Origin of the sequence: Cytophaga sp., from assembly GCF_051961495.1 — a bacterium.
Taxonomy (GTDB): Bacteria; Bacteroidota; Bacteroidia; order Cytophagales; family Cytophagaceae; genus Cytophaga.
This window is the reverse complement of sequence record NZ_JBQCDF010000232.1, coordinates 1-25932: the sequence shown is the minus strand read 5'-3', so window position 1 is coordinate 25932 and position 25932 is coordinate 1. Positions and strand designations below refer to the sequence as shown.

The window sequence follows — 25932 nt, the reverse complement described above, 5'->3', positions numbered from 1 at the left end:
TTCAACGAGTCTCCAACGTTTCAATTTACTTAATGGTCTTGTTTCCATAACGCGCACTGTATCACCAATTCCGCATTCCTGATTTTCATCATGGGCCATTAATTTTGTAGTTTTATGTATGAATTTACCATACTTAGCGTGTTTTACTTTACGTTCAACAGCTACCGTAATAGACTTATTCATCTTATTACTCACTACTTTGCCAGTTCTTTCTTTTCTGGCGTTTCTTAGAATCTCTTCCATTATAGTTCGGTAGATTTAATCTTTCGACCTTAACTTATTTACTTTTTGCAGTAAGTTCAGTACTCAATTGAGCAATCAGCTTACGAGTATGACTTATTTTCATCGGATTCTCAATCGGAGAAATCGCATGTGCAAATTTCAGCTTGTGCAAGTTCTCTTTTTCAGCAGCGATGCGCTGCTTTAAATCTTGTACCGATAAACCTTTTATTTCAGCAGTTTTCATATTATGATGCTACGTAATCCGGTCTTACAATAAACTTAGTTTTGAAAGGCAACTTCTGCGCAGCCAAACGCAAAGATTCTTGTGCCGTTTCTAATGATACTCCACCTGATTCAAATAAGATTGTACCTGGTTTGATACAAGCAACCCAATATTCTGGAGCACCTTTACCTTTACCCATACGAACCTCTGCAGGTTTTTGAGTGATTGGTTTGTCAGGGAATATTCTGATCCAAACCTGGCCTTCTCTTTTCATTGCACGAGTCATCGCGATACGTGCTGCTTCGATCTGACGAGCTGTAATCCAGCCGCCTTCTAAAGACTTAATTGCAAAAGAGCCGAAAGCAATTCTATGACCACGGGTAGCAACACCAGTTACTCTCCCTTTTTGCTGCTTTCTATATGTTGTACGTTTTGGCTGTAACATGACTTTTATTTATATACAGACAGAATCTCTGTTCTATTTGTTAGACTTTTTTCTATTACCTTCTCCGCCTCTTTTTCTTCTCGGACCTTGGTTCGGAGCAGCATTTTCGTTATTAGAAGAACTTGTACCAGATGCAGCACTTCCAACATTTGGAGATAAATCTCTCTTACCGTATACTTCACCTTTGAAGATCCATACTTTGATACCGATTTTACCGTATACTGTTAATGCTTCGCTAACAGCGTAATCAATATCAGCACGTAATGTATGCAAAGGAATACGTCCTTCTTTGTATTGGTCAGTACGCGCCATCTCAGCACCACCTAAACGACCGGATAATTTAACTTTAATACCAAGAGCACCTACACGCATAGTACCAGCAATTGCTTGCTTCATTGCACGACGGTAAGAAATTCTAGCTTTTAATTGTTGAGCGATTGATTCGCCAACTAAAAGAGCTTCCATTTCAGGTCTTTTGATTTCAAAGATGTTAATTTGAACATCTTTACCTGTAATTTTCTTTAACTCTTCTTTAATTTTATCAACTTCAGCGCCGCCTTTACCAATTACAACACCTGGTCTAGCAGTATTAATTGTAAGGGTTACTCTTTTGATAGTTCTTTCGATAACTATTTTAGAGATACCGCCTTTAGGAATACGAGCAAGTACATATTTACGAATTTGTTCGTCTTCAACTAATTTGTCAGCAAATGTTTTGCCTCCGTACCAGTTAGATTCCCAACCTTTAACAACTCCTAAACGGAAACCTATCGGATTAACTTTTTGTCCCATGGTAATTAATTCGCTTTAGTTTTAGCTTTGCTTTTTTCACCAGTTGCTTTTTTAGCAGCAGCTTTTGGCTTCTTAGCATTAGCAGCAACAACTTCTTTTTCTTCAACTACTGCAACTGGTGCAGCAGGTAGTTCTTTTAAAGAATCAATCACAATTGTGATGTGGTTTGATCTTTTACGAACTCTATACGCTCTACCTTGAGGAGCAGTACGAAGTCTTTTAAGAACTCTACCGCCATCTACAAAAATTTCGCGAATATATAAATCAGCATCTTCAACTCTAGCTTCAGAGTTTTTAGCTTGCCAATCAGCAACAGAACCAAGTACTAATTTTTCTAATTTTCTAGCACCCTGTTTAGCCTGGTATTTCAAAATACCTAATGCTAAAGTTACACGCTGTCCTCTTACAAGATCAGCTACAAGTCTCATCTTTCTAGTAGAAGTTGGAACGTTGTTAAGGTGTGCCTTAACAGCTCCTTTTGCTGCAGCTTCTTTCGCTGCTGCAATCTTCTGTCTTTTGAGAACTGATTTTTTTATTTTAACTGTCGTTTCCATTGGAATACAATGTCATTATGAATGACTCTAATTATTTCTTTTTAGCCGCGTGACCTTTGAAAGTCCTTGTTGGTGAAAATTCACCAAATTTATGTCCTACCATGTTTTCAGTAACATAAACAGGGATAAATTTATTTCCGTTGTGTACTGCGAAAGTATGTCCAACGAATTCAGGAGAGATCATTGATCTTCTTGACCAAGTCTTGATCACAGTCTTCTTAGAAGATTCATTCAACGCCTGAACTTTATTGTCAAGACGGAAATCGATGTATGGGCCTTTTTTGAGCGAACGTGACATTATTTACTCAATCTTTTATTAACTCTTTTTTTAACTATCATATTCTTAGAATACTTGTTCGCGCTTCTGGTCTTACCACCTTTAGCATACAAGCCTTTTCTAGATCTTGGGTGACCGCCAGATGAACGACCTTCACCACCACCCATTGGGTGATCAACAGGGTTCATAGCAACACCTCTTACACGTGGTCTCTTACCTGTCCATCTTGTAGCACCCGCTTTACCTTTTGTAAGGTTCATGTGGTCTGCATTAGAAACAGTACCAATAGTTGCATAGCAAACTACAAGGACCATTCTCATTTCGCCAGAAGGTAATTTAAGCGTAGCATATTTACCTTCACGAGCTACTAATTGAGCGTAAGTACCAGCGCTACGAGACATCGCAGCACCTTTACCTGGCTTTAACTCTATGTTGTGTACAACAGTACCTAGAGGAATATCTGATAGTGGTAAACAGTTACCAACTTCCGGAGCGATACCCGGACCAGAAAGTAACGTAGTACCTGCTGTTAATCCTGCCGGAGCAATGATGTATCTTTTTTCACCGTCTGCATAAGACAATAAAGCGATACGAGCAGTACGATTCGGATCGTACTCAATCGTTTTTACAACTGCTGGAATACCGTGTTTATCGCGTTTGAAATCGATAATACGATATTGCTGTTTGTGACCACCGCCAATATAGCGCATAGTCATTTTACCTTGGCTGTTACGACCGCCTGATTTCTTAATAGAAACAAGAAGCGACTTTTCAGGAGTAGATGTAGTTACATCATCAAATGATGGGCCTACTCTGAATCTTGTACCAGGTGTGATCGGTCTGAATTTTTTCAGTGACATGATGGAACCTTAATGATTATAGATTACTGTAGAAATCTATGATTTCTCCGTCTTTAACTTTTACGATTGCCTTTTTGAATGAAGATGTCTTTCCAGTTAAGAAAGCCCCTTTGCTGTAACGGGTTTTCTTTTTACCTGGAGCGATCATGGTTCTTACTTCTTCAACATTGACGCCGTACATTTTTTCAACTGCTTGTTTGATGGCAACTTTGTTAGCATTTTTATCTACAACAAAGCCGTATACTCCACCTTCATTCTGTGCAGATACCTTCTCGGTAATAAGTGGTTTCTTTAAAATACTCATGACTCTAATTAGTTGAGTAACGCTTCAATTTTCGAAACAGATCCTTCAGAAATAACTACTTTCTCAGCATTTACTAAATCGTAAGTATTGATTTGGTCTACGCTAACAACTTTAGCTTTTTTCAAGTTTCTGCTTGAAAGGATTATGTTTTTATCGATATCAGCGATAACTAATAAAGTCTTTTTCGTATCGAAAGAAAGATCTTTAAGTATTGCCAAATAATCTTTAGTTTTTGGAGCTTTCAAAGTGAAGTTCTCAAGAACAGTTACGTTACTTTCTTTCAACTTGTGGCTGAAAGCAGACTTACGTGCTAAATCTTTAACTTTTTTATTTACTTTGAAACCATATGTTCTTGGTCTTGGACCGAAGATAGTACCACCACCAACAAATACTGGTGATTTACGGCTACCTGCTCTCGCACCACCTGTACCTTTTTGTTTTTTCAATTTCTTAGTAGAAAAAGAAACTTCAGCACGCTCTTTAGCTTTGTGAGTACCTTGTCTTTGATGAGCAAGATATTGTTTCACATCTAAATAGATCGCGTGGTTGTTAGGCTCTACCGCGAAGATATCGTCAGAAAGAACTACTTTCTTTCCAGTATCTTTACCTTTGATATTTAATAAGGAAAGTTCCATAATTACTTCTCAATTAAAACGTAAGAATTTTTAGAACCTGGTACAGAACCACTAACAACTAATAAGTTGTGCTCAGGATAAACTTTCAAAATTTGTAAATTTTGAATTTTAACTCTGTTGTTACCCATTCTACCAGCCATACGAGTACCTTTGAATACACGTGCAGGGAAAGAACAAGCACCGATAGAACCGGCGTGACGAGCTCTGTTATGCTGACCGTGAGTTTGACCACCCACACCACCAAAACCATGTCTTTTTACTACACCCTGAAAACCTCTACCTTTAGCAGTACCAACAACATCCACGAAGTCACCTTCAGCAAATATGTCTTGTGCAGCTAATGATTGTCCAAGAGACAATTCGTTTTCAAAACCTTTAAATTCAACAAGCTTTCTTTTTGGAGAAACACCTGCTTTTTTGAAATGACCTAAAAGAGGCTTAGTAGTGCTCTTTTCTTTTTTATCATCAAAAGCCAACTGAACAGCTTTGTAACCGTCTGTTTCTACAGTTTTGATTTGCGTGATAACGCAAGGACCTGCTTCGATAACAGTACAAGGAACATAATTCCCTACTGTATCATATACGCTTGTCATCCCTACTTTTTTACCTATAATACCGGACATCACCCTAATATTTTACGGACAATACAATTTAATTATTTACACCTTCGCTAAAAAGGGACTGCAAAGATACGAAAAAATACATGTAAGCAAAATTAGTTTACGTTTATTTTCTCTTAAATGAGCCCTTTGTAGAAAAGAAATGTAATACTTTCGTATTACATTCTATTATTTCTATCAAAAAGAGATATTTTATCAAACTTTGATTTCTACATCTACCCCACTTGGCAACTCTAATTTCATTAGAGCATCAACTGTTTTAGAGCTTGTAGAATAGATATCAACTAATCTTTTGTAAGTACAAAGCTGATACTGATCTCTTGATTTCTTGTTAACGTGTGGAGATCTCAATACTGTGAAAATCTCTTTTTCTGTAGGCAATGGAATTGGACCGCTAACAACAGCCCCTGTAGCCTTAACAGCTCTCACGATTCTCTCGGAAGATTTATCAACCAGGTTGTGATCGTAAGATTTAAGTTTTATTCTGATTTTTTGATTCATGATATTATTTGCTTACAGCAGTACCTTTAACTTTAGCTACTATAGTTTCTGCAAGGTTTGCAGGAACGAATTCATAATGAGAGAATGTCAATGAAGCGGTTGCACGACCAGAAGAGATAGTTCTCAAATCAGTCACATAGCCGAATAATTCAGACAATGGAACGTCCGCCTTGATAACCTGAGCTCCCATTTTAGAATCCATGCCTTTCATCATACCCCTTCTTCTGTTCAAGTCGCCTGTTACCGGACCTGTATATTCTTCAGGAGTAACAACTTCAACAGACATAATTGGTTCCATGATTTTTGCACCTGCATTCTTAGCTGCTTCTTTGAAACCTTGTCTTGCTGCTAATTCAAATGATAATGCATCTGAATCGACATCGTGGAATGAACCATGGAATAAACGTACTTTCATTGATTCCACAGGGAAACCAGCGATTACGCCATTTTTCATTGCCTCTTCAAAACCTTTCTGAATAGATGGAATAAATTCTTTTGGAATCACACCACCCACGATATTATTTACAAACTCTAATCCTAATTTCTCATCTTCACGAGGAGATAATTCGAATACGATATCTGCGAACTTACCACGACCACCTGACTGTTTCTTGAAAACTTCGCGGTGTTCTGTGCTTTTTGTTAATGATTCTTTGTAAGCAACCTGAGGAGCACCTTGGTTAATTTCAACCTTGAATTCACGCTTCATACGATCGATGATGATTTCAAGGTGCAATTCACCCATACCTCTCAAAATTGTCTGACCAGTTTCCTGATCCGTGTGAACGTGTAACGTTGGATCTTCTTCTACCAATTTGGCGATAGCTACACCCATTTTGTCAACGTCAGCTTGAGTCTTAGGCTCAATCGCATAACCGATAACCGGCTCTGGGAAGACCATTGATTCAAGAACAATTTTATTTTTTTCATCGCAAAGAGTGTCTCCAGTTTTGATATCCTTGAAACCTACAACAGCTCCGATATCACCACAGTGTAATCTTTCGATTTGATTTTGTTTGTTTGCGTGCATCTGGAAGATACGGGAAATTCTTTCCTTGTTTCCAGAACGCGTATTGTAAACGTAAGAACCTGATTCAAGAAGACCAGAGTATGATCTAACGAAACATAGGCGGCCTACAAATGGGTCAGTTGCAATTTTGAATGCAAGTGCACAGAATGGATCTGTTTCAACCGGCTTACGAACAACTTCTTTATCTGTATCAGGATCTGTACCTACGATATTATCTCTGTCTAATGGAGATGGTAATAACTCCATTACATAATCAAGCATTGTTTGTACGCCTTTGTTTTTGAAAGAAGAACCGCACAACATTGGTACGATTTTCATATCTAAAACAGCCTTACGTAATGCTGTTAATATTTCAGCTTCTGAAATTGAGTTTGGATCTTCGAAGAATTTCTCCATCAAAGTCTCATCATAGTCAGCTACTGCTTCAAGTAATTTTTCTCTGTATTCAAGAGTCTCGTCAACCATGTCAGCCGGAATAGGCACTTCCGTGAAAGTCATACCTTTGTCAGCTTCATTCCAAACAATTGCTCTGTTGTTCACAAGATCAACAACACCCTGGAAGTTATCTTCAGAACCGATTGGTAACTGCAATGGAACAGCGTTGCTACCTAACATTTCTTTAACCTGTTTGCACACATTTAAGAAATCAGCACCAGAACGGTCCATTTTATTAACGAAACCTAATCTAGCAACTTTGTAGTTGTTTGCTAAACGCCAGTTTGTTTCAGATTGTGGTTCAACACCATCAACTGCACTAAATAAGAATACCAAACCATCGAGTACACGTAGAGATCTGTTTACTTCAACTGTAAAGTCGACGTGACCTGGTGTATCAATGATGTTTACGTGGTAGTTATTGTTTCTATATTTCCAGCCAACTGTAGTTGCAGCAGAAGTAATTGTAATACCTCTTTCCTGCTCCTGAGCCATCCAGTCCATTGTTGCTCCACCTTCGTGAACTTCACCAATTTTGTGGTTTACACCAGCATAGTAAAGGATACGTTCAGTTGTAGTAGTTTTACCAGCATCAATGTGAGCGGCAATACCAATATTTCTTGTGAATTTTAAATCGCGAGCCATAATATCGTTTGCCGAAAATTAGAATCTGAAATGTGAGAATGCTTTGTTTGCTTCAGCCATTCTGTGTACATCATCTCTCTTTTTAACTGCAGCACCTTCACCTTTAGAAGCAGAGATAATTTCACCAGCCAATTTATCTGTCATTGTTTTTTCACCACGGGAACGAGCGTAGTTGATCAACCATTTCATCCCTAAAGCCATCTTTCTTTCAGGACGAACTTCCGTTGGAACCTGAAAAGTAGAACCACCTACACGACGAGAACGAACCTCAACCTGAGGACTCACGTTGTTAAGTGCCTTTCTCCAAACTTCTAAGCCGCTTTCAGAAGTTTTCTTTTCAACTAATGCTACTGCATCATAAAAAATTGAGTATGCTGTGCTTTTTTTGCCATCATACATTAAGCTGTTAACAAATTTAGTAACCATAGTATCACTAAATTTTGGATCAGGAAGAAGATATCTCTTCTTTGGTTTCGCCTTTCTCATAATCTAATTATTTTTTCTTGCCTTTAGCAGGAGCTGCAGCAGCCTGGCCTGGTTTAGGTCTCTTAGCACCGTATTTAGATCTACTTTGTTTTCTACCGTTTACTCCGGCAGTATCTAACGCTCCACGAACGATGTGATAACGAACACCTGGAAGATCTTTTACTCTACCGCCACGGATCAACACGATTGAGTGTTCCTGAAGGTTGTGACCTTCTCCTGGGATGTAAGCATTCACCTCTTTAGAGTTTGTTAAACGCACCCTCGCAACTTTACGCATCGCAGAGTTTGGTTTCTTTGGTGTTGTAGTGTACACACGTGTACATACGCCCCTTCTTTGTGGGCAGGAATCTAGAGCAGGAGACTTGGACTTGAATACAAGTTGTTCTCTTCCTTTTCTTACTAATTGTTGTATAGTAGGCATTTATCCTAAGTATTTAACTATTCTCAATTTATCGGACTGCAAAGGTACGCATATTTGGCTATTCTGCAAATTGTGGATATTATTTTTTTAAAAATTCATCCACATCTTATCACCAAATCTGGTATTCTTTATTATTTTATTGCTGTTTTTGGATGGATTTGGGCTATGCCTCCCCTATTGTGCCCCCGAAATTCATCGGGAAACGGGGAAATTCTTCCTGATCCTTGATTGCTCCAAATGACTCTTCGTATTTCACAATATTGTCATTCAGGGCCTGTAATAAGCGTTTTGCGTGTTCCGGAGTCAATACAACCCGTGCTTTTACCCGCGCTTTGGGCACTCCCGGCATCATACGGATGAAATCCAATACAAACTCACTGTTGGAATGGGCAATCATCGCTAAATTAGCGTAAACACCTTCTGCCATATCTTCCGGCAATTCGATGTTTAATTGATTTTGCATCATTTCTTCAGCCGGATTATTTTTGATAGCCATATTTATAAGACGCTTTTAGAAAAAACAAGGGCAAAGGTTTTAAACCAGTGCCCTTGTTCATTTTATCAATGAATGATTAACTCTGTTGCAACTCGCCTTTGCGAGAAGCATTAAATGCTTCTTTTGAAGCGATCAAGCTATCGTATTCTTCTTTAGATCCTACAATGATGTCGTTGAATACTCGCTGACCTGTACCTGCAGGGATCAAGTGACCTACGATAACGTTTTCTTTCAAGCCTTTCAAGTAATCTACTTTTCCTCTTACCGCTGCTTCGCTCAGAACTTTTGTTGTTTCCTGGAACGATGCTGCAGAGATGAAGCTTTCTGTATCCAAAGAAGCTTGCGTAATACCTTGTAACGTTGGCATAGAAACAGCAGGTTCTGCATCTCTAACTACTACCAGACGCTGATCTTTACGTTTCAGACTAGAGTTTTCATCTCTCAACTGACGCGCAGTAATAATCATACCTGGTCTTAATTTTTCAGAATCTCCACATTCTACAACAACTTTCTTATCTAAGATATTGTCGTTTTCTTCTCTGAACTTGAAGCGATCCACTGCCTGATTTGTTAAGAAAGATGTATCTCCAGCTTCGATAATCTGAACCTTTTGCATCATCTGTCTAACAATGATTTCAATGTGTTTATCATTGATTTTTACACCTTGCAGACGGTATACTTCCTGAATTTCGTTTACCAAATATTCCTGAACCGCTGTAGGACCTTTGATTGATAAGATATCTGATGGCGTAATTGCACCATCTGTCAAAGGATTACCTGAACGGATGAAATCGTTATCCTGAACAAGGATGTGTTTAGAAAGCGGTACCATGTATCTCTTCTTAACGCCATCTTTAGACTCGATGAAGATTTCTCTGTTACCTCTCTTGATTGCACCGTATGTAACAATACCATCAATCTCACTAACAACAGCCGGGTTAGAAGGGTTACGAGCTTCGAACAATTCTGTTACTCGTGGAAGACCTCCTGTAATATCTCTTGTTTTACCAACAGAACGAGGAATCTTAACTAATACCTGACCAGGTTTAACATCCTGTCCATCTTCAACCGCTAAGTGGGCACCTACCGGGATGCTGTATCCTTTAGGTTCGCCTTTCTTATGGTTTACAATGATTGCAGGGTTTTTCGTTTTATCTTTTGTATCAACGATAACTTTTTCTCTGTGGCCTGTCTGCTCATCAGATTCTTCACGGTAAGTAACACCTTCTTCGATTGAATCGAATTGGATTGTACCTTCGAATTCAGACAAGATAACTGCGTTGTATGGATCCCAGAAGCAAAGCTCCTGACCTTTCTTCACAGCCTCGCCATCTTTTACATTCAGGAATGCGCCGTAAGGAACGTGGTTGCTCAATAACGTTTTGCCAGATACCGGTTCAACGATACGAATCTCACCTGAACGGCCCATTACTACAGTAACTTTATCACCTTCCAGGTTTGTAGACTGGATTACTCTTAAATCATCAAAAGCCACTACACCATCAAACTTAGCTTTAATGTTTGCATCAACAGTGATGTTAGATGCTGTACCACCCACGTGGAATGTACGGAGTGTTAACTGAGTTCCCGGTTCACCAATGGATTGTGCTGCAATAACACCTACAGATTCACCGATACCAACCATCTGACCGGATGATAAGTTTCTACCGTAGCATTTTGCACAGCATCCTCTTCTTGATTCACAAGTAAGCACTGATCTGATTTCTACAGATTCAATACCTGAGTCATCTATCTTTCTTGCAATCTCTTCAGTAATTTCCTGTCCTGAAGAAACTAATAATTCATTTGTAAGAATGTGGAACACATCGTGAACACTCACTCTACCAAGGATACGCTCTGTTAAAGGCTCAACGATATCATCATTGTCTTTTAATGCAGAAACTGTAAGACCTCTTAATGTACCACAATCCTGTTCGTTGATAATCGCGTCCTGAGCAACATCCACCAAACGACGCGTTAAGTAACCTGCATCGGCCGTTTTAAGGGCTGTATCGGCAAGACCTTTACGTGCACCGTGTGTAGAGATGAAGTATTCAATAACGTCAAGACCTTCTTTGAAGTTAGAAAGGATCGGGTTTTCGATGATCTCACCCACTGAACCTTGCAAGTTCTTTTGTGGTTTCGCCATCAAACCTCTCATACCACCCAACTGACGAATCTGCTCACGAGAACCACGGGCACCGGAGTGCATCATCATGTAGATCGGGTTGAAACCTTGCTGATCTGCTTCAAGCTGTTTCATCAATGTATCCGTAATCTCAGAGTTAACGCGTGTCCAGATATCGATCACCTGGTTGTAACGTTCGTTATCCGTGATAAGACCCATTAAGTAATTGCTCCATACAGAATCAACTTCTTTCTTAGCTCCATCGATCAATGTATTTTTATCAGCCGGGATACCAATGTTATCCAAACCAATAGAAAGACCACCTCTGAAGGCCATCTGGAATCCGATCTGCTTAATATCATCCAGGAACTTCGCAGTCTTGGACATACCAGCGATCTTGAATACCATACCAATGATCAACTGTAATTTTTTCTTTGTTAAAAGTTCGTTTACGAAACCTACTTCTTCCGGAACAACCAGGTTGAACAATACTCTACCTGCGACGGTATCGATCATTTGTTCTACCAGTTCACCTGAATCAGTACGTACTGTACCTTTAACTTTAATATGTGCATGTTGTGATAAGCGACCTTCGTTGATAGCGATCACAACTTCTTCAGCACCGTAGAATGCCATACCTTCTCCTTTGATCGGATGTTCCGGTGTAGACTTACGGCCTTTTGTTACATAGTATAAACCAAGAACCATGTCCTGAGATGGTACTGTAATCGGCGCACCATTCGCAGGGTTCAGGATGTTATGAGATGCAATCATCAATAACGATGCTTCAAGAATAGCTTCGTGTCCAAGCGGCACGTGAACAGCCATCTGGTCACCATCGAAATCGGCGTTGAAGGCAGTACACACTAACGGGTGTAACTGGATTGCTTTTCCTTCGATTAATTTTGGCTGGAATGCCTGAATACCTAGACGGTGAAGTGTAGGAGCACGGTTTAGAAGAATCGGGTGACCCTTCAATACGTTTTCAAGAATATCCCAAACAACCGGATCTTTACGATCCACTATTTTCTTGGCAGACTTAACTGTTTTTACAATACCACGCTCGATCAGCTTACGAATAATAAATGGCTTGAATAATTCAGCTGCCATATCTTTCGGAAGACCGCATTCGTGCATTTTCAATTCAGGTCCTACAACGATTACAGAACGACCAGAGTAATCAACACGTTTACCAAGTAAGTTCTGACGGAAACGTCCTTGCTTACCTTTCAACATATCTGAAAGTGATTTCAATGCTCTGTTACCTTCTGCACGTACAGCGTTAATCTTACGTGAGTTGTCGAATAATGAATCTACTGCTTCCTGAAGCATACGTTTTTCGTTACGTAGGATTACTTCCGGAGCTTTGATTTCGATCAATCTCTTCAAACGGTTGTTACGGATAATAACACGTCTGTAAAGATCATTCAAATCTGATGTTGCGAAACGACCACCATCCAATGGAACTAACGGACGTAATTCCGGCGGAATAACAGGCACCATGCGGATTACCATCCACTCTGGTTTGTTCTCTATACGAGATCTTGCATCACGGAATGCTTCAACAACTTTCAAACGTTTTAAAGCTTCTGCTTTACGTTGCTGAGAAGTATCATTTGCTGCCGCGTGACGTAAGCTGTATGATAACTCATCCAGGTTCAGACGGGATAGAAGTGTTTCTAACGCATCAGCCCCCATCTTAGCGATGAATTTATTCGGATCTTTATCGTCTAATAATTGGTTCTCACGAGGAAGTTTATCCAGAATATCCAGATATTCATCTTCAGTAAGGAAATCAAGGTAGTTGATACCATCTTCAGATTTAACACCTGATTGAATAACAACATAACGCTCGTAATATATAATCTGATCAAGTTTCTTGGTAGGTAAACCTAACATGTAACCGATCTTATTTGGTAGTGAACGGAAATACCAGATATGCGCAACAGGTACTACTAATTCGATGTGCCCCATACGTTCACGACGAACTTTTTTCTCAGTTACTTCAACACCACAACGGTCACAAATAATCCCTTTGTAACGGATACGTTTGTATTTACCGCAGTGACATTCCCAGTCTTTTACCGGACCGAAAATTCTTTCGCAGAACAAACCTCCCATTTCTGGTTTGTATGTTCTGTAATTGATCGTTTCCGGTTGTGTAACCTCACCATGAGATCCTTCAAGAATTGATTCCGGAGAAGCAAGACTGATGGTTACTTTTGTGAAATCGTTATTCAGTTTTTTGTTTTTTCTGAACGCCATTTTTTTCTGTGTCTATTGGTTAGCCAAAAGGTTCTTAAACTATTATGATATTAGTGAAGTGTGATCTCAAGAGCTAAACCTCTTAGTTCATGCACCAATACATTGAATGATTCCGGGATGTTTGGTCTCGGTAGGTTTTCGCCTTTAACAATACATTCGTATGTTTTAGCACGACCTACAACATCATCAGATTTCACTGTAAGGATCTCCTGAAGAATATTTGCTGCACCGAATGCTTCAAGTGCCCAAACCTCCATTTCACCAAAACGCTGACCACCGAATTGAGCTTTACCGCCCAACGGTTGCTGCGTGATAAGAGAGTATGGCCCGATAGAACGAGCGTGCATCTTATCATCAACCAAGTGACCAAGTTTCATCATATAAATAACACCAACAGTAACTGGTTGGTCGAAAGGATTACCTGATAAACCATCAATCAATCTTGTGCGACCAATTGGCGGTAAACCTGCATCTTTTAATTCGTTGATTACTTCTTCTTCAGAAGCACCGTCGAAGATTGGTGTTGCATACTTTCTACCCAAGCGTTTACCAGCAAGACCTAATAGAGTTTCATAGATCTGACCGATGTTCATACGTGAAGGTACCCCTAGTGGGTTCAGTACGATATCTACTGGTGTTCCGTCTTCTAAGAACGGCATATCTTCATCACGAACGATACGGGCAACAACCCCTTTGTTACCGTGACGACCCGCCATCTTATCACCAACTTTCAACTTACGTTTCTTAGCAATGTATACTTTTGCTAATTGAACAATACCTGCAGGTAATTCATCACCAACTTCTAAAGTGAAACGCTCACGTTTGAATTTACCAGCTGTTTCGTTACGTTGTGTTAAATAGTTTTTAACTAAACGTAAAACGTTTTCATTGATCTTCTTGTCAGATGTCCAATTGTCAATAATCAAATCACCTAAAAGGTTAGCCTCTTCCTGAACGTTGTAGTTGCTCTCATCTCTGTATGGGTTCTTGTCCGGGAAGACATTCGCCTCAATATTTTTACGGGAGAATTTAACGCCTTTAGAAATTACTTCATCTCCGAACTTGTGTTTAACACCTTGAGAAGTCTGGCCTTCCAATAAAGTTGTAAGCTTTTCAATCATTTGCTCTCTTAAAGCTAAAAGATCTTTGCTGTACTTAGCCTTTATTGTTTCAACCTGTTTCTTAGATTTCAGGCGTAGATCTTTATCTTTTTTCGGACGTGAGAATAATTTTGTATCGATAACAACACCGCGTAATGATGGCGGAGCTTTCATTGAAGCGTCCTTCACATCACCAGCTTTATCACCAAAGATCGCACGAAGCAATTTCTCTTCCGGTGTCGGATCAGATTCACCTTTAGGAGTGATTTTACCGATTAGGATATCACCTTCTTTAATTTCAGCACCTGTACGGATAATACCGTTTTCATCCAGGTTCTTAACAGCTTCTTCACTTACGTTCGGAATCTCAGAAGTTAATTCTTCTTCACCACGTTTTGTGTCTCTAACTTCCAATTCAAATTCTTCAATGTGAATAGAAGTGAAGATATCATCACGTACTACTTTTTCACTGATAACAATCGCATCTTCGAAGTTGTACCCTTGCCAAGGCATGAACGCTACCATTAAGTTTCTGCCTAATGCTAATTCGCCTTTGTCTGTAGCATAACCTTCGCATAGTACCTGTCCTTTTTTAACTCTTTCACCATGTTGAATAACAGGCTTCAAGTTGATACAAGTATCCTGGTTGGTTCTTCTGAATTTGATTAAGCTATATGTGATTATATCTGAATCAAAGCTTACCAAACGATCTTCATCTGTAAGATCGTAACGCATTTTGATTTCGTTAGCATCTACATATTCAACAACACCATCGGCTTCTGCAATCAACAATGTTCTTGAATCCATTGCCACGCGTCTTTCAAGACCTGTACCTACGATCGGAGCTTCCGGTCTCAATAGAGGAACTGCCTGACGCTGCATGTTTGATCCCATCAATGCACGGTTCGCATCATCATGTTCCAGGAATGGAATAAGCGATGCTGCAACGGATACGATCTGGTTTGTTGCGATATCAATCAAGTCAACTTTATCCGGAGCAATAACCGGGAAGTCACCTTCATATCTTGCTTTGATACGATCGTTAAGGAAATTACCGTTATCGTCGTACATAGCGTTTGCCTGTGCGATGTGTGCACCGTCTTCTTCTTCCGCAGTTAAGAATACCGGTTGATTTTTAACATCAACGATACCATCAATAACTTTACGGTAAGGAGTTTCGATGAAACCCATGCTGTTTACTTTAGCGTGAACGCAAAGAGAAGAAATCAAACCGATGTTTGGACCTTCAGGAGTTTCGATGGTACACAGACGACCGTAATGCGTGTAGTGAACATCCCGAACTTCGAAACCAGCACGCTCTCTGGATAAACCACCAGGCCCAAGAGCCGACATACGGCGCTTGTGTGTAATCTCAGCCAATGGATTGGTTTGATCCATGAATTGAGATAACTGGTTTGTTCCGAAGAATGAATTGATTACTGAAGAAAGTGTACGAGCATTGATCAAATCTACAGGTTTGAAATCTTCGTTATCACGAACATTCATACGTTCTTTGATTGTTCTTGCCATACGTGCAAGACCAACACTGAACTGGCTGTAAAGCTGCTCACCCATCGTACGAACACGACGGTTGCTCAAGTGATCGATATCATCAACAACTGCGCGTGAGTTGATAAGACCGATTAAATATTTAACGATGTTGATGATGTCTTCTTTCGTAAGGACTTTAACCTCACTACCCATTCCGCTACCTAATTTTTTATTGATTCTGTAACGACCAACTTCACCAAGATCATAACGTTTATCACTGAAGAACAAGTTGTGAATGATATCACGAGCTGTTTGTTCATCCGGTGCGTCTGTATTTCTTAATTGACGGTAGATTTGCTCAACCGCTTCTTTTTCTGAGTTTGAATTATCTTTCTGAAGTGTATTGTAGATGATTGTGTAATCAGCAATATTTACATCTTCACGGTGAAGGATAATTGATTTAGAACCTGACTCAACAATGATATTGATGTCCTCTTCTTTGATGATAGAATCACGCTCAAGAAGAACTTCGTTACGGTCAATAGAAACAACCTCTCCAGTATCTTCGTCAACGAAATCTTCTGTCCATGTACGAAGTACACGTGCAGCTAATTTTCTACCGATTGATTTTTTGATGTTCGCTTTATTTGCTTCAACTTCTTCTGATAAACCAAATAAATCCAATATATCTTTATCACTACCGTAACCGATTGCTCTCAATAAGGTAGTTACAGGGAATTTCTTTTTACGATCGATGTAAGCAAACATTACGTTGTTCACGTCTGTTGCAAATTCAATCCAGGATCCTTTGAAAGGAATTACTCTTGCGGAGTAAAGTTTTGTTCCGTTTGTGTGTTTGCTTTGAGCAAAGAATACACCCGGAGAACGGTGCAACTGAGATACGATTACTCGCTCTGCGCCATTGATAACGAATGAACCGCGTTCAGTCATGTAAGGGATATTCCCAAGGAACACTTCCTGTTCGATTGTCTGGAAGTCTTCGTTGTCTTTATCGTTACATGTAAGACGAAGTTTTGCTTTAAGAGGTACTGCGTACGTTAATCCACGATCAATACATTCGTCAACATTATATTTCGGCGTATCGATGTTGTAATCGATGAAGTCCAAAATAAAATTATCACGAGAGTCAGAGATTGGAAAATTTTCTGCAAAAACTTTATAAAGTCCCTCTTTGAATCTATTTTCAGCAGGAGTATCAATCTGAAAAAAATCTTTGAAAGATCTAACTTGAATATCTAAGAAATCTGGGTATTCAACCGTACTTCTCGTTTTTGCAAAGCTCTTTCTAAGATTTTGAGTATTGTTAGTTGCCAACGCTTTAATTAGTTTATGTTAGATAAATTAAACTGAAATTCAGCACTATTATTCTGATGGTATACAAACAGGAAAAGACCTGACATGAACTGTCAGGCCTAATGCCGTATCTGATAAACAGAAGAGAATTAGTAATTACTTAATTTCTACTTCAGCACCAGCTTCTTCAAGTTGTTTCTTGATAGCTTCAGCTTCGTCTTTAGATGCACCTTCTTTTAGAGGTTTTGGAGCACCGTCAACTAAATCTTTAGCTTCTTTCAAGCCAAGACCAGTAAGATCTTTTACCAATTTAACTACTGCTAATTTTGAAGCACCAGCACTCTTAAGAATAACATCAAATGCTGTTTTCTCTTCAGCTGCAGCTGCACCACCTTCAGAACCACCAGAAACTACTACCGCAGCAGCAGCTGGCTCGATGCCATATTCATCTTTAAGTATAGAAGCTAATTCATTAACTTCTTTCACTGTTAAATTAACCAATTGCTCAGCGAACGCTTTTAAATCTGCCATTGTATTATAAATTATTAATGAATTTAATTTTTAAGTATTTGTTTTATCAGCCGAAGCTAATTTTTTTAAGCTTGCTCTGCGAAAACGCGGCTTTCGTTTGTAAGACCACCGATAACGCGTTGAGCCGGAGCTTGTAATAGAGCGATGATATCGCCGATAAGTTCTTCTTTAGATTTGATTGATGCTAAGGCATCAAGTTTATCTTTTCCAACATAGAAATCTGCGAAAACAGATGCCCCTTTGAACTCAGGTTTTGCAACTCCGGTTTTGTGGAATTGTTTCAAAAGTTTAGCAGGTACGTTTGCTGTGTCGGAGAACATTAGACCAGAAGCACCTTTCAGAGCAGCGCCATCTAAAGCTGAGTGGTCAATATTCAATTGTTGAAGAGCCTTTTTAATTAAAGAGTTCTTTACAACTTTATATTCAACACCTTTAGAAAAACACAGTTTTCTGAATTTGTTAATTTGATCTACTGTCATTCCAGAACCATCAGTGATATAGAATGTAGCAGCTCCTGCTATCTTCTGTGCAACCTCCTGAATGATTATTGCTTTTTCTTCTTTTGTCATTTGATTACTCGTTTAATCAGGCTCTAATTACAGACCTGCTACTGAGCTCTTATCAATTGTTATACCTGGGCTCATAGTACTAGAAAGCGTAATGCTTCTAATATATGTACCTTTTGCTGAAGCAGGTTTTAATTTAGCAAGTACTTGCAATACTTCATTTGCGTTTTCAAGAATTTTCTCCGGAGAGAAAGATACTTTACCTACGCTAGTATGCACGATACCAAATTTATCAACTTTGAAGTCGATTTTACCAGCTTTAACATCTTTCACCGCTTTTGCCACGTCCAGTGTAACAGTACCGGCTTTTGGGTTAGGCATTAAGTTGCGTGGACCAAGTATTTTACCTAGTTTACCAACTTTTGCCATAACTGTAGGCATTGTGATGATTACGTCAATATCCAACCAACCACCTTCGATTTTCTGGATATAGTCGTCTAACCCTACGTGATCTGCACCGGCATCTTTAGCGTCCTGAACTTTATCAGGCGTACAAAGTACCAATACACGAACATCTTTACCTGTACCGTGAGGAAGCGTCACAATACCACGCACCATTTGATCTGCTTTTTTAGGATCAACACCTAATCTTACATCAATATCAACAGAAGCGTCGAATTTTGTATAAGTGATTTCCTTAATTAAAGCTGATGCGTCAGAAAGAGAGTAGGAATTATTGACATCAAATTTACTTAGAGCGTCTTTTTGTTTTTTTGTCAACTTTGCCATGACTTTAATTTAAATTAGTTCTCCCAAGGTGCTTTACCTGATACTGTTAATCCCATACTGCGGGCAGTACCTGCTACCATTTTCATTGCAGATTCTATTTTAAAAGCATTTAAATCCGGCATCTTTGTTTCCGCGATTGTACGGATTTGATCCCAGTTCACAGATCCAACCTTAACACGGTTAGGTTCTGCAGAACCTTTTTTGATTTTAGCTGCTTCCGCTAATAGAATAGCTGCAGGAGGAGTTTTTACGACGAAGTCAAAAGACTTGTCAGAGTAAACTGTGATTAATACTGGAAGCAATACACCAGGTTTATCCTGTGTTCTTGCGTTGAATTGCTTACAGAATTCCATGATGTTCAAACCCTTGGAACCAAGAGCAGGACCAACTGGAGGTGAAGGGTTTGCAGCCCCACCTTTAATCTGTAGCTTCACGAATCCGGTAATTTCCTTTGCCATTTTCTTACTGGAGTTTTTCTACTTGTATATAATTAAGCTCAACGGGTGTATTACGGCCAAATATTTTAACCATAACGTTAAGCTTCTTCTTTTCTTCGAATACTTCTTCTACATTACCTGTAAACCCGCTGAAAGGACCATCCATAACTTTTACGGTTTCGCCTACAACAAACGGAGTTTCCAGTACAACCTCTCCCACCTGAGAATCATCAACTGTGCCCAATATTCTATTGACCTCAGATTGACGAAGTGGAATTGGTTTTTTTTGAAGCAGCGCCTTCAGAAGCACCCAGGAAGCCGAGAACACCAGGAATGCTGGTAATCACGTGGGCCGCTTCACCATGACTCAGATCTGCTTGTATCAGAACATATCCTGGGAAAAAACTTCTTTCTCTAACTCTCTTTTTACCATTTCTCATTTCATACACCTTCTCGGCAGGAATAAGCACTTGTGGCACATAGTCCACTAGTCTTTGTCTGGTAATTTCGTTTTCAAGGTAAGATTTTACCTTTTTTTCCTGGCCGCTAACAGCCCTAACTACGTACCAATGCAACTCGCTCATGATCCTTCAGAAAGAATATAAAATTAGTAAATCGACTGTAACACGTATTTAAACGCGAAGTCAATGAGACCTATAACAATTGCAAATATGATAGATGCAAGTAATACCAAAGCCGAACTGCTCTGTAACTCAGACCATTTTGGCCAGGATACATTTGTTGTCAGCTCGTCTATTGAACCTTGTACAAAACTAAATAGTTTTCTCATAATCAATTCCTTGTGCACGGGTGGAGAGATTCGAACTCCCATCAGCGGTTTTGGAGACCGACATTCTACCCTTGAACTACACCCGTAAAAGCACCCCGGAAATTTTAAAGCCGGGGTGCAAAGATATTAACAATCCTATAAAAAAACAAGTGCGTTTCTGAAAAATTCAAAAACGCACTTTGTTTAAGTAGGATAATTATTTCAAGATTTCAGTAACCTGACCAGCACCTACTGTTCTACCACCTTCACGGATAGCGAAACGTAAACCTTTTTCCAAGGCAATCGGAGCGATCAATTTAACTGTAATTGTGATGTTATCACCAGGCATAACCATCTCAGTTCCAGCAGGAAGCTCGATTTCACCTGTAACGTCTGTCGTTCTCATGTAGAACTGTGGACGGTATTTGTTAAAGAATGGAGTATGACGACCACCTTCTTCTTTAGAAAGAACGTAGATTTCACCTTTGAATTCAGAGTGTGGTTTAACAGAACCTGGCTTGCAGATTACCATACCACGCTTGATAGATTCTTTTTCAATACCACGTAGAAGAAGACCTACGTTATCACCAGCTTCTCCACGATCCAGGATTTTACGGAACATTTCAACACCAGTAACTGTAGATTTCAAGTTATCAGCACCGAAACCGATGATGTCAACTGCTTCACCAGAGTTGATAACACCTCTTTCAATTCTACCAGTAGCAACTGTACCACGACCTGTAATAGAGAATACGTCTTCAACCGGCATCAAGAAAGGCTGATCAGTCAAACGTGGAGGAATTGGAATATCCTTATCAACCGCGTCCATTAATTCTTCGATAGTAGCAACCCATTTCGGATCAGCGTTAAGACCACCTAAAGCAGAACCTTTGATGATGCTCATTGTATCTCCAGGGAAGTTGTAGAATGACAACAACTCACGGATTTCCATTTCAACTAATTCCAACAATTCAGGATCATCAACCAAATCTACTTTGTTCATGAATACAACCATTGCAGGAACACCTACCTGACGAGCAAGAAGGATGTGCTCACGAGTTTGTGGCATTGGACCATCTGTAGCAGCAACTACAAGGATAGCACCATCCATCTGAGCAGCACCTGTAACCATGTTCTTCACGTAATCGGCGTGACCTGGACAGTCAACGTGTGCATAGTGACGAGTTGCAGTAGCGTACTCAACGTGAGAAGTATTGATTGTAATACCTCTTTCTTTTTCTTCCGGAGCATTATCGATTTGAGAGAAATCTCTCTTCTCAGCTAAACCTTTTTCAGACAATACTTTTGTGATTGCTGCTGTTAAAGTTGTTTTACCGTGATCGACGTGGCCAATTGTACCAACGTTAACGTGTGGTTTTGAACGGTCAAAATTTTCTTTTGCCATATTTGAAAATCCTCAATTTAAGATGTATAGTATACGTAAAGATATTAGTTAACAATTTTCTTTATAGAGCCAATGACGGGGCTCGAACCCGTGACCCCTTCCTTACCATGGAAGTACTCTACCAGCTGAGCTACATCGGCCGCTAAGAAAATTTTTAGAGCGAAAGACGAGGTTCGAACCCGCGACCTATAGCTTGGAAGGCTATCGCTCTACCAGCTGAGCTACTTTCGCAATTTGACCAGACCTCAAAAAACAAATCCTAACATTCAAAACGGCTTCAGAATGTCATTTTGGATTTTAAGTTTAGTCTCTGGTGGGGGAACAAGGATTCGAACCTTGGAAGACATAAGTCAGCAGATTTACAGTCTGCCCCAGTTGGCCGCTTTGGTACTCCCCCATTTAGAATAAATTCTATTTTCAAGAATTCAGAGAACAGTTCTTAAAAAAGACCTTTCAGGCGAAATTTGGCCTTTGAGCCATTTTTAAGAGAGTGCAAAATTATAGGGTTTTTTATTTAATTCAAACTTTTTGCAATAAATAATCTATAATTTTGCACAATTAAATGAAAAGATTTAAAATTCAGCACTTTGTGGTGTACGTGGAAATGGAATAACATCACGGATATTACCCATTCCTGTAACGAAAAGCATTAAACGCTCAAATCCAAGTCCAAAACCACTATGTGGAGCAGAACCGAATTTACGCGTTTCCAGGTACCACCAGATATCTTTTTCATGAATACCTACTTCTCTGCAACGCTCCTGTAATTTTTCCAGATTATCCTCACGCTGAGAGCCGCCGATAATTTCTCCGATACCCGGGAACAACACATCCATTGCGCGGACAGTTTTTCCATCTTCGTTTGCTTTCATATAGAAAGCTTTGATCGCTTTCGGGTAGTTTGTTAAAATAACCGGCTTTTTGAAATGTTTTTCAACCAGGTAACGCTCATGTTCAGATTGAAGGTCAATTCCCCATTCAACTTTGTATTCAAATTTCTGTTTGGTAGCTATTAAAATTTCTACCGCTTCTGTATAGTTCAACCGCACAAAAGGTGTCTCGGTAACACTTTTTAAACGGGCAACCAATTCCTTGTCATACATTTCATTCAGGAAGTTCAGGTCGTCGATGCAGTTATCCAGCGCATATTTAACAAGGTACTTCAGGAATTCTTCCGCAAGATCCATGTTGTCCTGAATCTCATAGAACGCCATCTCCGGTTCAATCATCCAGAATTCAGCCAGGTGACGGGTAGTGTTTGAATTTTCCGCACGGAACGTAGGTCCGAATGTATATACTTCGCCCAATGCCATTGCAGCCAATTCTCCTTCCAATTGTCCTGAAACAGTCAGGTTGGTAGCTTTACCAAAGAAATCTTTTGTATAATCGACTTCACCTTCTTTTGTTTTCGCAGGATTTTTCAGATCCAGTGTCGTCACCTGGAACATAGCTCCTGCACCTTCCGCATCAGAACCGGTAATGATTGGTGTATGTACATATACAAACCCCTTTTCATTAAAGAATTTATGCACGGCAAAAGCCATTGCATGACGCAGGCGCAATACGCAGCTGAATGTGTTTGTACGCGGTCTTAAGTGCGCGATTTCTCTTAAAAACTCCAAAGAGTGACCTTTCTTCTGTAACGGGTACGTTTCCGGGTCGGCAATACCAATCACCTCCAGCGTATCACCCTGCACTTCCACCGATTGTCCGGCTCCCTGCGAGCGTACCAGCTTTCCGGAAACCGAAATGCATGCTCCGGTAGCAACATCCTTTAATTGCTCTTCGCTGAATTTAACGATATCAAGCACTATTTGTATGGTATGAATGGTTGAACCATCATTTAAAGCAACAAAAGCAACGTGTTTATTTCCGCGTTTCGTTCTAACCCAGCCTTTTAGCACAACCTGCTGATCTATGTACTGGTCTGAATTACTTAGTAATTCTTTAATTTTTATTCTTTTCACGTTGTATGCGTTTACAGTAAGAGAGCGCAAAAAAAGTATATTTTATCTTTTTAATCAAAAAGAATTTCAAAAATGCTCTATTTTTGTTTATAAGCACGTTTTGCTTAGCGACCATTTTAAGATTTTATGCAAAAATTAAGTATTCAGCAGCAGTTATCTCAAAAACTATCTCCTCAGCAGATTCAGTTTATAAAACTCCTGCAAATACCTGCAGCAGAATTGGAATCTAGAATTGAAGAAGAGCTTGAGATAAATCCTGCCCTGGAAGAAGGTAAAGAAGAACCGCTTGAAGATAAAGAATCCGGCGAAGATGAGTATTCAGACTCAGGAGAGGATGAATATGCTGATGATGAACTGGATGTTCAGGAATACATACGTGATGAAGATGTGGCAGGCTATAAAATGCAGGGCGACGGACCTTCGCAGGATGATGATGAACGCGAATCTCCCATTGCCGGCACGACTTCATTAACGGAAATGCTTTTGAATCAAATGGGTTTTCTGCGCCTTGACGAACGCCAGACAAAGATTGCCGAGCAGCTCATTGGTAGTATTGATGAGGACGGTTATATCCGCAGAAACCTGGACCTGATTGTTGATGATCTGGCTTTTTCCCAAAACATCGAAACCAACGTTGAAGAAATAGAAGAAGTACTGTTCAAGATTCAGGACTTTGACCCGGCAGGAATAGGTGCACGCGACCTGCAGGAGTGTTTGCTGCTGCAAATTGAGCGCAGACACCTTGGCGAACCCGAAGTACTTTTGGCACATACGATCCTAAAAGATTTTTTTGATGACTTCACGAAAAAGCATTACGACAAAATTCAGAAGAAACTGGACGTTGATGATGAGTCGATCAAGGCTGCTGTAAATACAATAACGAAGCTGAATCCTAAGCCAGGAGGCACCTCAGGTGATGATATTAAAACGCAATACCTGATGCCTGACTTTATCCTGCAGACAAACAACGGTCAGCTGGAATTATTCCTGAATTCTAAAAATGCGCCTGATCTACGTGTAAGCAGGAATTATTCGGAGATGTTTGAAACGTATGATAAAAGCGCGAAAACAGATAAGAAATTAAAAGAGGCGGTTACGTTTGTGAAGCAAAAACTGGATGCAGCCAAATGGTTTATTGAAGCCATCAAACAACGCCAGCAGACTTTATTGCGTACGATGCATGCAATTTTAGAATTCCAGAAAGAGTTCTTTTTTGAAGGTGATGAGAGTTATCTGAAACCCATGATCCTGAAAGATATTGCAGACATGGTAAACATGGACATTTCAACCATCTCCCGTGTTGCGAACAGCAAAGCCATACAAACAGAGTTCGGGATTTATCCGTTAAAATATTTCTTTTCTGAAGGTATTTCCACAGATTCCGGTGAAGATGCCAGCAGCCGCGAAGTAAAACACATCCTGAAAGAAATTATTGATGCTGAGCAAAAGAAAAAGCCACTCTCTGATGAAAAATTAGAGAAAGAATTAAACAAGAGAGGTTATAACATTGCCAGAAGAACCGTTGCCAAATACCGCGAACAACTGAACATTCCGGTAGCCCGCTTAAGAAAGGAATTATAATTTATGAAGCACCATACTCAAAAAAACAGCTGGTACTATTTTGCACTTATTATTTCCTATCTGTTACACCCGGTATTTGTTCCTACTTATATTTTTGCCGTGTTTTATTATTTCGGGAATATGGTATTCAACCCTTATTCCATTCCTGCACAGTTATATGTTGTGGGTATGATTCTTATTACTACTGCGATTATTCCATTGATCATGCTGGGAATAAATCTGCTACTGCTCCGTAAAAAAATCGGCAATCGGGAACTACTCATGGATTCCAACAAAGACCGGATCGTACCGTTCTTTTACGTTGGGATATATTATTGCGCGCTTTCGTATATGTTCTATACCTACCTGCACTTCCCTTTACTTTTAACATGTCTGATGATGATCATCAGTATCTCTGTATTAATGACAGCATTCATCAGCATCTTTTGGAAGATCAGTGCGCATGCGATTGCATTGGGTGCAAGCTTAATGATCTTCATATTGATTTATACGATTATCCCTAATCCGGATTTTATTTATGTGATCACAGGAACATTGTTAATCAGTGGTATCACCTTGTCAAGCCGTTTGTACCTGAATGGTCATACTCCCGGACAGGTATATGCGGGTTATGTTTTGGGAATGCTGATCAGCAGCATTGGTTTATATTTTTTAGTTTTCAATCTCAATTTTTCATTCAATCTATAAGCTATGAATCTTGTTC

The 25932-nt window shown here is 39.6% G+C and carries 26 protein-coding genes, 4 tRNA genes and 1 pseudogene; 2 read left to right on the top strand and 29 right to left on the bottom strand.

The genetic code is table 11. The annotated features are described in order from the left end of the window. The 29 genes and pseudogenes from rpsQ to asnS all read right to left on the bottom strand — a co-directional run. Positions 1-243, bottom strand: a 243-nt coding sequence (gene rpsQ / locus ACTHJT_RS13045) for a 30S ribosomal protein S17 (protein WP_440238857.1), incomplete at its 3' end; no start/stop codon positions are given. Positions 244-277: 34 nt separating this feature from the next. After that, entirely contained in the window at positions 278-466 is a 189-nt protein-coding gene (rpmC, locus tag ACTHJT_RS13040; protein WP_440238855.1) for a 50S ribosomal protein L29, read from the bottom strand. A 1-nt stretch (position 467) separates the two neighbouring features. Then, the gene (gene rplP / locus ACTHJT_RS13035) at positions 468-890 is read right to left on the bottom strand and encodes a 50S ribosomal protein L16 (RefSeq protein ID WP_440238853.1); all 423 of its coding nucleotides are present in this window, start codon (positions 888-890) and stop codon (positions 468-470) included. 33 nt (positions 891-923) lie between these two features. Continuing rightward, the gene (gene rpsC, locus ACTHJT_RS13030; RefSeq protein WP_440238851.1) at positions 924-1682 is read right to left on the bottom strand and encodes a 30S ribosomal protein S3; all 759 of its coding nucleotides are present in this window, start codon (positions 1680-1682) and stop codon (positions 924-926) included. 5 nt (positions 1683-1687) lie between these two features. Next, the gene (gene rplV, locus ACTHJT_RS13025; RefSeq protein ID WP_440238849.1) at positions 1688-2236 is read right to left on the bottom strand and encodes a 50S ribosomal protein L22; all 549 of its coding nucleotides are present in this window, start codon (positions 2234-2236) and stop codon (positions 1688-1690) included. 31 nt (positions 2237-2267) lie between these two features. Further along, positions 2268-2534, bottom strand: a complete 267-nt coding sequence (gene rpsS, locus ACTHJT_RS13020; protein ID WP_440238847.1) for a 30S ribosomal protein S19 — start codon at positions 2532-2534, stop codon at positions 2268-2270. Continuing rightward, a complete protein-coding gene (rplB, locus tag ACTHJT_RS13015) occupies positions 2534-3373 on the bottom strand; it encodes a 50S ribosomal protein L2 (protein WP_440238845.1) in 840 nt (279 codons plus the stop codon). The genes rpsS and rplB overlap by 1 nt, the downstream gene beginning before the upstream one ends. A gap of 16 nt (positions 3374-3389) precedes the next feature. Beyond that, positions 3390-3677, bottom strand: coding sequence for a 50S ribosomal protein L23 (gene rplW / locus ACTHJT_RS13010; RefSeq protein ID WP_440238843.1), 288 nt, complete (start codon positions 3675-3677; stop codon positions 3390-3392). An 8-nt stretch (positions 3678-3685) separates the two neighbouring features. After that, the gene (gene rplD, locus ACTHJT_RS13005; RefSeq protein ID WP_440238841.1) at positions 3686-4312 is read right to left on the bottom strand and encodes a 50S ribosomal protein L4; all 627 of its coding nucleotides are present in this window, start codon (positions 4310-4312) and stop codon (positions 3686-3688) included. 2 nt (positions 4313-4314) lie between these two features. Then, complete coding sequence (gene rplC, locus ACTHJT_RS13000; protein WP_440238839.1) at positions 4315-4935, bottom strand: 50S ribosomal protein L3; 621 nt, start codon at positions 4933-4935, stop codon at positions 4315-4317. 192 nt (positions 4936-5127) lie between these two features. Further along, positions 5128-5433: a 30S ribosomal protein S10 gene (gene rpsJ, locus ACTHJT_RS12995; protein WP_011586512.1), complete on the bottom strand. Its 306-nt coding sequence runs from the start codon at positions 5431-5433 to the stop codon at positions 5128-5130. Positions 5434-5437: 4 nt separating this feature from the next. Next, a complete protein-coding gene (gene fusA, locus ACTHJT_RS12990; protein ID WP_440238837.1) occupies positions 5438-7543 on the bottom strand; it encodes an elongation factor G in 2106 nt (701 codons plus the stop codon). Positions 7544-7561: 18 nt separating this feature from the next. After that, positions 7562-8029 carry a 30S ribosomal protein S7 gene (gene rpsG, locus ACTHJT_RS12985; RefSeq protein ID WP_440238835.1) on the bottom strand — a complete coding sequence of 156 codons (468 nt, stop codon included), beginning with the start codon at positions 8027-8029 and terminating at the stop codon, positions 7562-7564. Between the two features lie 7 nt (positions 8030-8036). Further along, positions 8037-8450 (bottom strand): 30S ribosomal protein S12, encoded by a 414-nt coding sequence (rpsL, locus tag ACTHJT_RS12980; protein WP_011586515.1) that lies wholly within the window; start codon positions 8448-8450, stop codon positions 8037-8039. Between the two features lie 163 nt (positions 8451-8613). Beyond that, a complete protein-coding gene (locus ACTHJT_RS12975; RefSeq protein ID WP_440238833.1) occupies positions 8614-8946 on the bottom strand; it encodes a DUF3467 domain-containing protein in 333 nt (110 codons plus the stop codon). 76 nt (positions 8947-9022) lie between these two features. Continuing rightward, positions 9023-13339 carry a DNA-directed RNA polymerase subunit beta' gene (gene rpoC / locus ACTHJT_RS12970; RefSeq protein WP_440238831.1) on the bottom strand — a complete coding sequence of 1439 codons (4317 nt, stop codon included), beginning with the start codon at positions 13337-13339 and terminating at the stop codon, positions 9023-9025. A 50-nt stretch (positions 13340-13389) separates the two neighbouring features. Continuing rightward, complete coding sequence (gene rpoB / locus ACTHJT_RS12965; RefSeq protein WP_440238829.1) at positions 13390-17265, bottom strand: DNA-directed RNA polymerase subunit beta; 3876 nt, start codon at positions 17263-17265, stop codon at positions 13390-13392. 135 nt (positions 17266-17400) lie between these two features. Beyond that, positions 17401-17775, bottom strand: a complete 375-nt coding sequence (gene rplL, locus ACTHJT_RS12960; RefSeq protein ID WP_440238827.1) for a 50S ribosomal protein L7/L12 — start codon at positions 17773-17775, stop codon at positions 17401-17403. 65 nt (positions 17776-17840) lie between these two features. Continuing rightward, positions 17841-18344, bottom strand: a complete 504-nt coding sequence (gene rplJ / locus ACTHJT_RS12955; RefSeq protein WP_440238825.1) for a 50S ribosomal protein L10 — start codon at positions 18342-18344, stop codon at positions 17841-17843. 27 nt (positions 18345-18371) lie between these two features. Next, positions 18372-19070 (bottom strand): 50S ribosomal protein L1, encoded by a 699-nt coding sequence (gene rplA, locus ACTHJT_RS12950; protein ID WP_440238823.1) that lies wholly within the window; start codon positions 19068-19070, stop codon positions 18372-18374. Positions 19071-19084: 14 nt separating this feature from the next. Continuing rightward, complete coding sequence (gene rplK / locus ACTHJT_RS12945; protein WP_440238821.1) at positions 19085-19528, bottom strand: 50S ribosomal protein L11; 444 nt, start codon at positions 19526-19528, stop codon at positions 19085-19087. Between the two features lie 4 nt (positions 19529-19532). Beyond that, positions 19533-20091: pseudogene (nusG, locus tag ACTHJT_RS12940) on the bottom strand (transcription termination/antitermination protein NusG). A 23-nt stretch (positions 20092-20114) separates the two neighbouring features. Further along, complete coding sequence (gene secE, locus ACTHJT_RS12935; RefSeq protein WP_440238819.1) at positions 20115-20297, bottom strand: preprotein translocase subunit SecE; 183 nt, start codon at positions 20295-20297, stop codon at positions 20115-20117. A 15-nt stretch (positions 20298-20312) separates the two neighbouring features. Next, positions 20313-20383, bottom strand: a tRNA-Trp gene (locus tag ACTHJT_RS12930). Between the two features lie 110 nt (positions 20384-20493). Continuing rightward, entirely contained in the window at positions 20494-21681 is a 1188-nt protein-coding gene (tuf, locus tag ACTHJT_RS12925) for an elongation factor Tu (RefSeq protein ID WP_440238817.1), read from the bottom strand. A 67-nt stretch (positions 21682-21748) separates the two neighbouring features. Beyond that, positions 21749-21821: transfer RNA gene (locus tag ACTHJT_RS12920), tRNA-Thr, on the bottom strand. Between the two features lie 18 nt (positions 21822-21839). Then, positions 21840-21912, bottom strand: a tRNA-Gly gene (locus ACTHJT_RS12915). Between the two features lie 80 nt (positions 21913-21992). Then, positions 21993-22078, bottom strand: a tRNA-Tyr gene (locus tag ACTHJT_RS12910). 175 nt (positions 22079-22253) lie between these two features. Further along, complete coding sequence (gene asnS, locus ACTHJT_RS12905) at positions 22254-23648, bottom strand: asparagine--tRNA ligase (protein ID WP_440238815.1); 1395 nt, start codon at positions 23646-23648, stop codon at positions 22254-22256. Between the two features lie 126 nt (positions 23649-23774). Here asnS and rpoN point away from each other — a divergent pair, with 126 nt between their 5' ends. Beyond that, a complete protein-coding gene (gene rpoN / locus ACTHJT_RS12900; RefSeq protein ID WP_440238813.1) occupies positions 23775-25229 on the top strand; it encodes an RNA polymerase factor sigma-54 in 1455 nt (484 codons plus the stop codon). Positions 25230-25232: 3 nt separating this feature from the next. Continuing rightward, complete coding sequence (locus ACTHJT_RS12895; protein ID WP_440238811.1) at positions 25233-25916, top strand: hypothetical protein; 684 nt, start codon at positions 25233-25235, stop codon at positions 25914-25916. The last annotated feature ends 16 nt before the right edge of the window (positions 25917-25932 follow it).

Bases quoted from the DNA above. Each gene is read 5' to 3' on its own strand.
- rpmC (WP_440238855.1), bottom strand. From the start codon at position 466: ATGAAAACTGCTGAAATAAAAGGTTTATCGGTACAAGATTTAAAGCAG.
- rplP (WP_440238853.1), bottom strand. From the start codon at position 890: ATGTTACAGCCAAAACGTACAACATATAGAAAGCAGCAAAAAGGGAGA.
- rpsC (WP_440238851.1), bottom strand. From the start codon at position 1,682: ATGGGACAAAAAGTTAATCCGATAGGTTTCCGTTTAGGAGTTGTTAAA.
- rplV (WP_440238849.1), bottom strand. From the start codon at position 2,236: ATGGAAACGACAGTTAAAATAAAAAAATCAGTTCTCAAAAGACAGAAG.
- rpsS (WP_440238847.1), bottom strand. From the start codon at position 2,534: ATGTCACGTTCGCTCAAAAAAGGCCCATACATCGATTTCCGTCTTGAC.
- rplB (WP_440238845.1), bottom strand. From the start codon at position 3,373: ATGTCACTGAAAAAATTCAGACCGATCACACCTGGTACAAGATTCAGA.
- rplW (WP_440238843.1), bottom strand. From the start codon at position 3,677: ATGAGTATTTTAAAGAAACCACTTATTACCGAGAAGGTATCTGCACAG.
- rplD (WP_440238841.1), bottom strand. From the start codon at position 4,312: ATGGAACTTTCCTTATTAAATATCAAAGGTAAAGATACTGGAAAGAAA.
- rplC (WP_440238839.1), bottom strand. From the start codon at position 4,935: ATGTCCGGTATTATAGGTAAAAAAGTAGGGATGACAAGCGTATATGAT.
- rpsJ (WP_011586512.1), bottom strand. From the start codon at position 5,433: ATGAATCAAAAAATCAGAATAAAACTTAAATCTTACGATCACAACCTG.
- fusA (WP_440238837.1), bottom strand. From the start codon at position 7,543: ATGGCTCGCGATTTAAAATTCACAAGAAATATTGGTATTGCCGCTCAC.
- rpsG (WP_440238835.1), bottom strand. From the start codon at position 8,029: ATGAGAAAGGCGAAACCAAAGAAGAGATATCTTCTTCCTGATCCAAAA.
- rpsL (WP_011586515.1), bottom strand. From the start codon at position 8,450: ATGCCTACTATACAACAATTAGTAAGAAAAGGAAGAGAACAACTTGTA.
- ACTHJT_RS12975 (WP_440238833.1), bottom strand. From the start codon at position 8,946: ATGGCTATCAAAAATAATCCGGCTGAAGAAATGATGCAAAATCAATTA.
- rpoC (WP_440238831.1), bottom strand. From the start codon at position 13,339: ATGGCGTTCAGAAAAAACAAAAAACTGAATAACGATTTCACAAAAGTA.
- rplL (WP_440238827.1), bottom strand. From the start codon at position 17,775: ATGGCAGATTTAAAAGCGTTCGCTGAGCAATTGGTTAATTTAACAGTG.
- rplJ (WP_440238825.1), bottom strand. From the start codon at position 18,344: ATGACAAAAGAAGAAAAAGCAATAATCATTCAGGAGGTTGCACAGAAG.
- rplA (WP_440238823.1), bottom strand. From the start codon at position 19,070: ATGGCAAAGTTGACAAAAAAACAAAAAGACGCTCTAAGTAAATTTGAT.
- rplK (WP_440238821.1), bottom strand. From the start codon at position 19,528: ATGGCAAAGGAAATTACCGGATTCGTGAAGCTACAGATTAAAGGTGGG.
- secE (WP_440238819.1), bottom strand. From the start codon at position 20,297: ATGAGAAAACTATTTAGTTTTGTACAAGGTTCAATAGACGAGCTGACA.
- tuf (WP_440238817.1), bottom strand. From the start codon at position 21,681: ATGGCAAAAGAAAATTTTGACCGTTCAAAACCACACGTTAACGTTGGT.
- rpoN (WP_440238813.1), top strand. From the start codon at position 23,775: ATGCAAAAATTAAGTATTCAGCAGCAGTTATCTCAAAAACTATCTCCT.
- ACTHJT_RS12895 (WP_440238811.1), top strand. From the start codon at position 25,233: ATGAAGCACCATACTCAAAAAAACAGCTGGTACTATTTTGCACTTATT.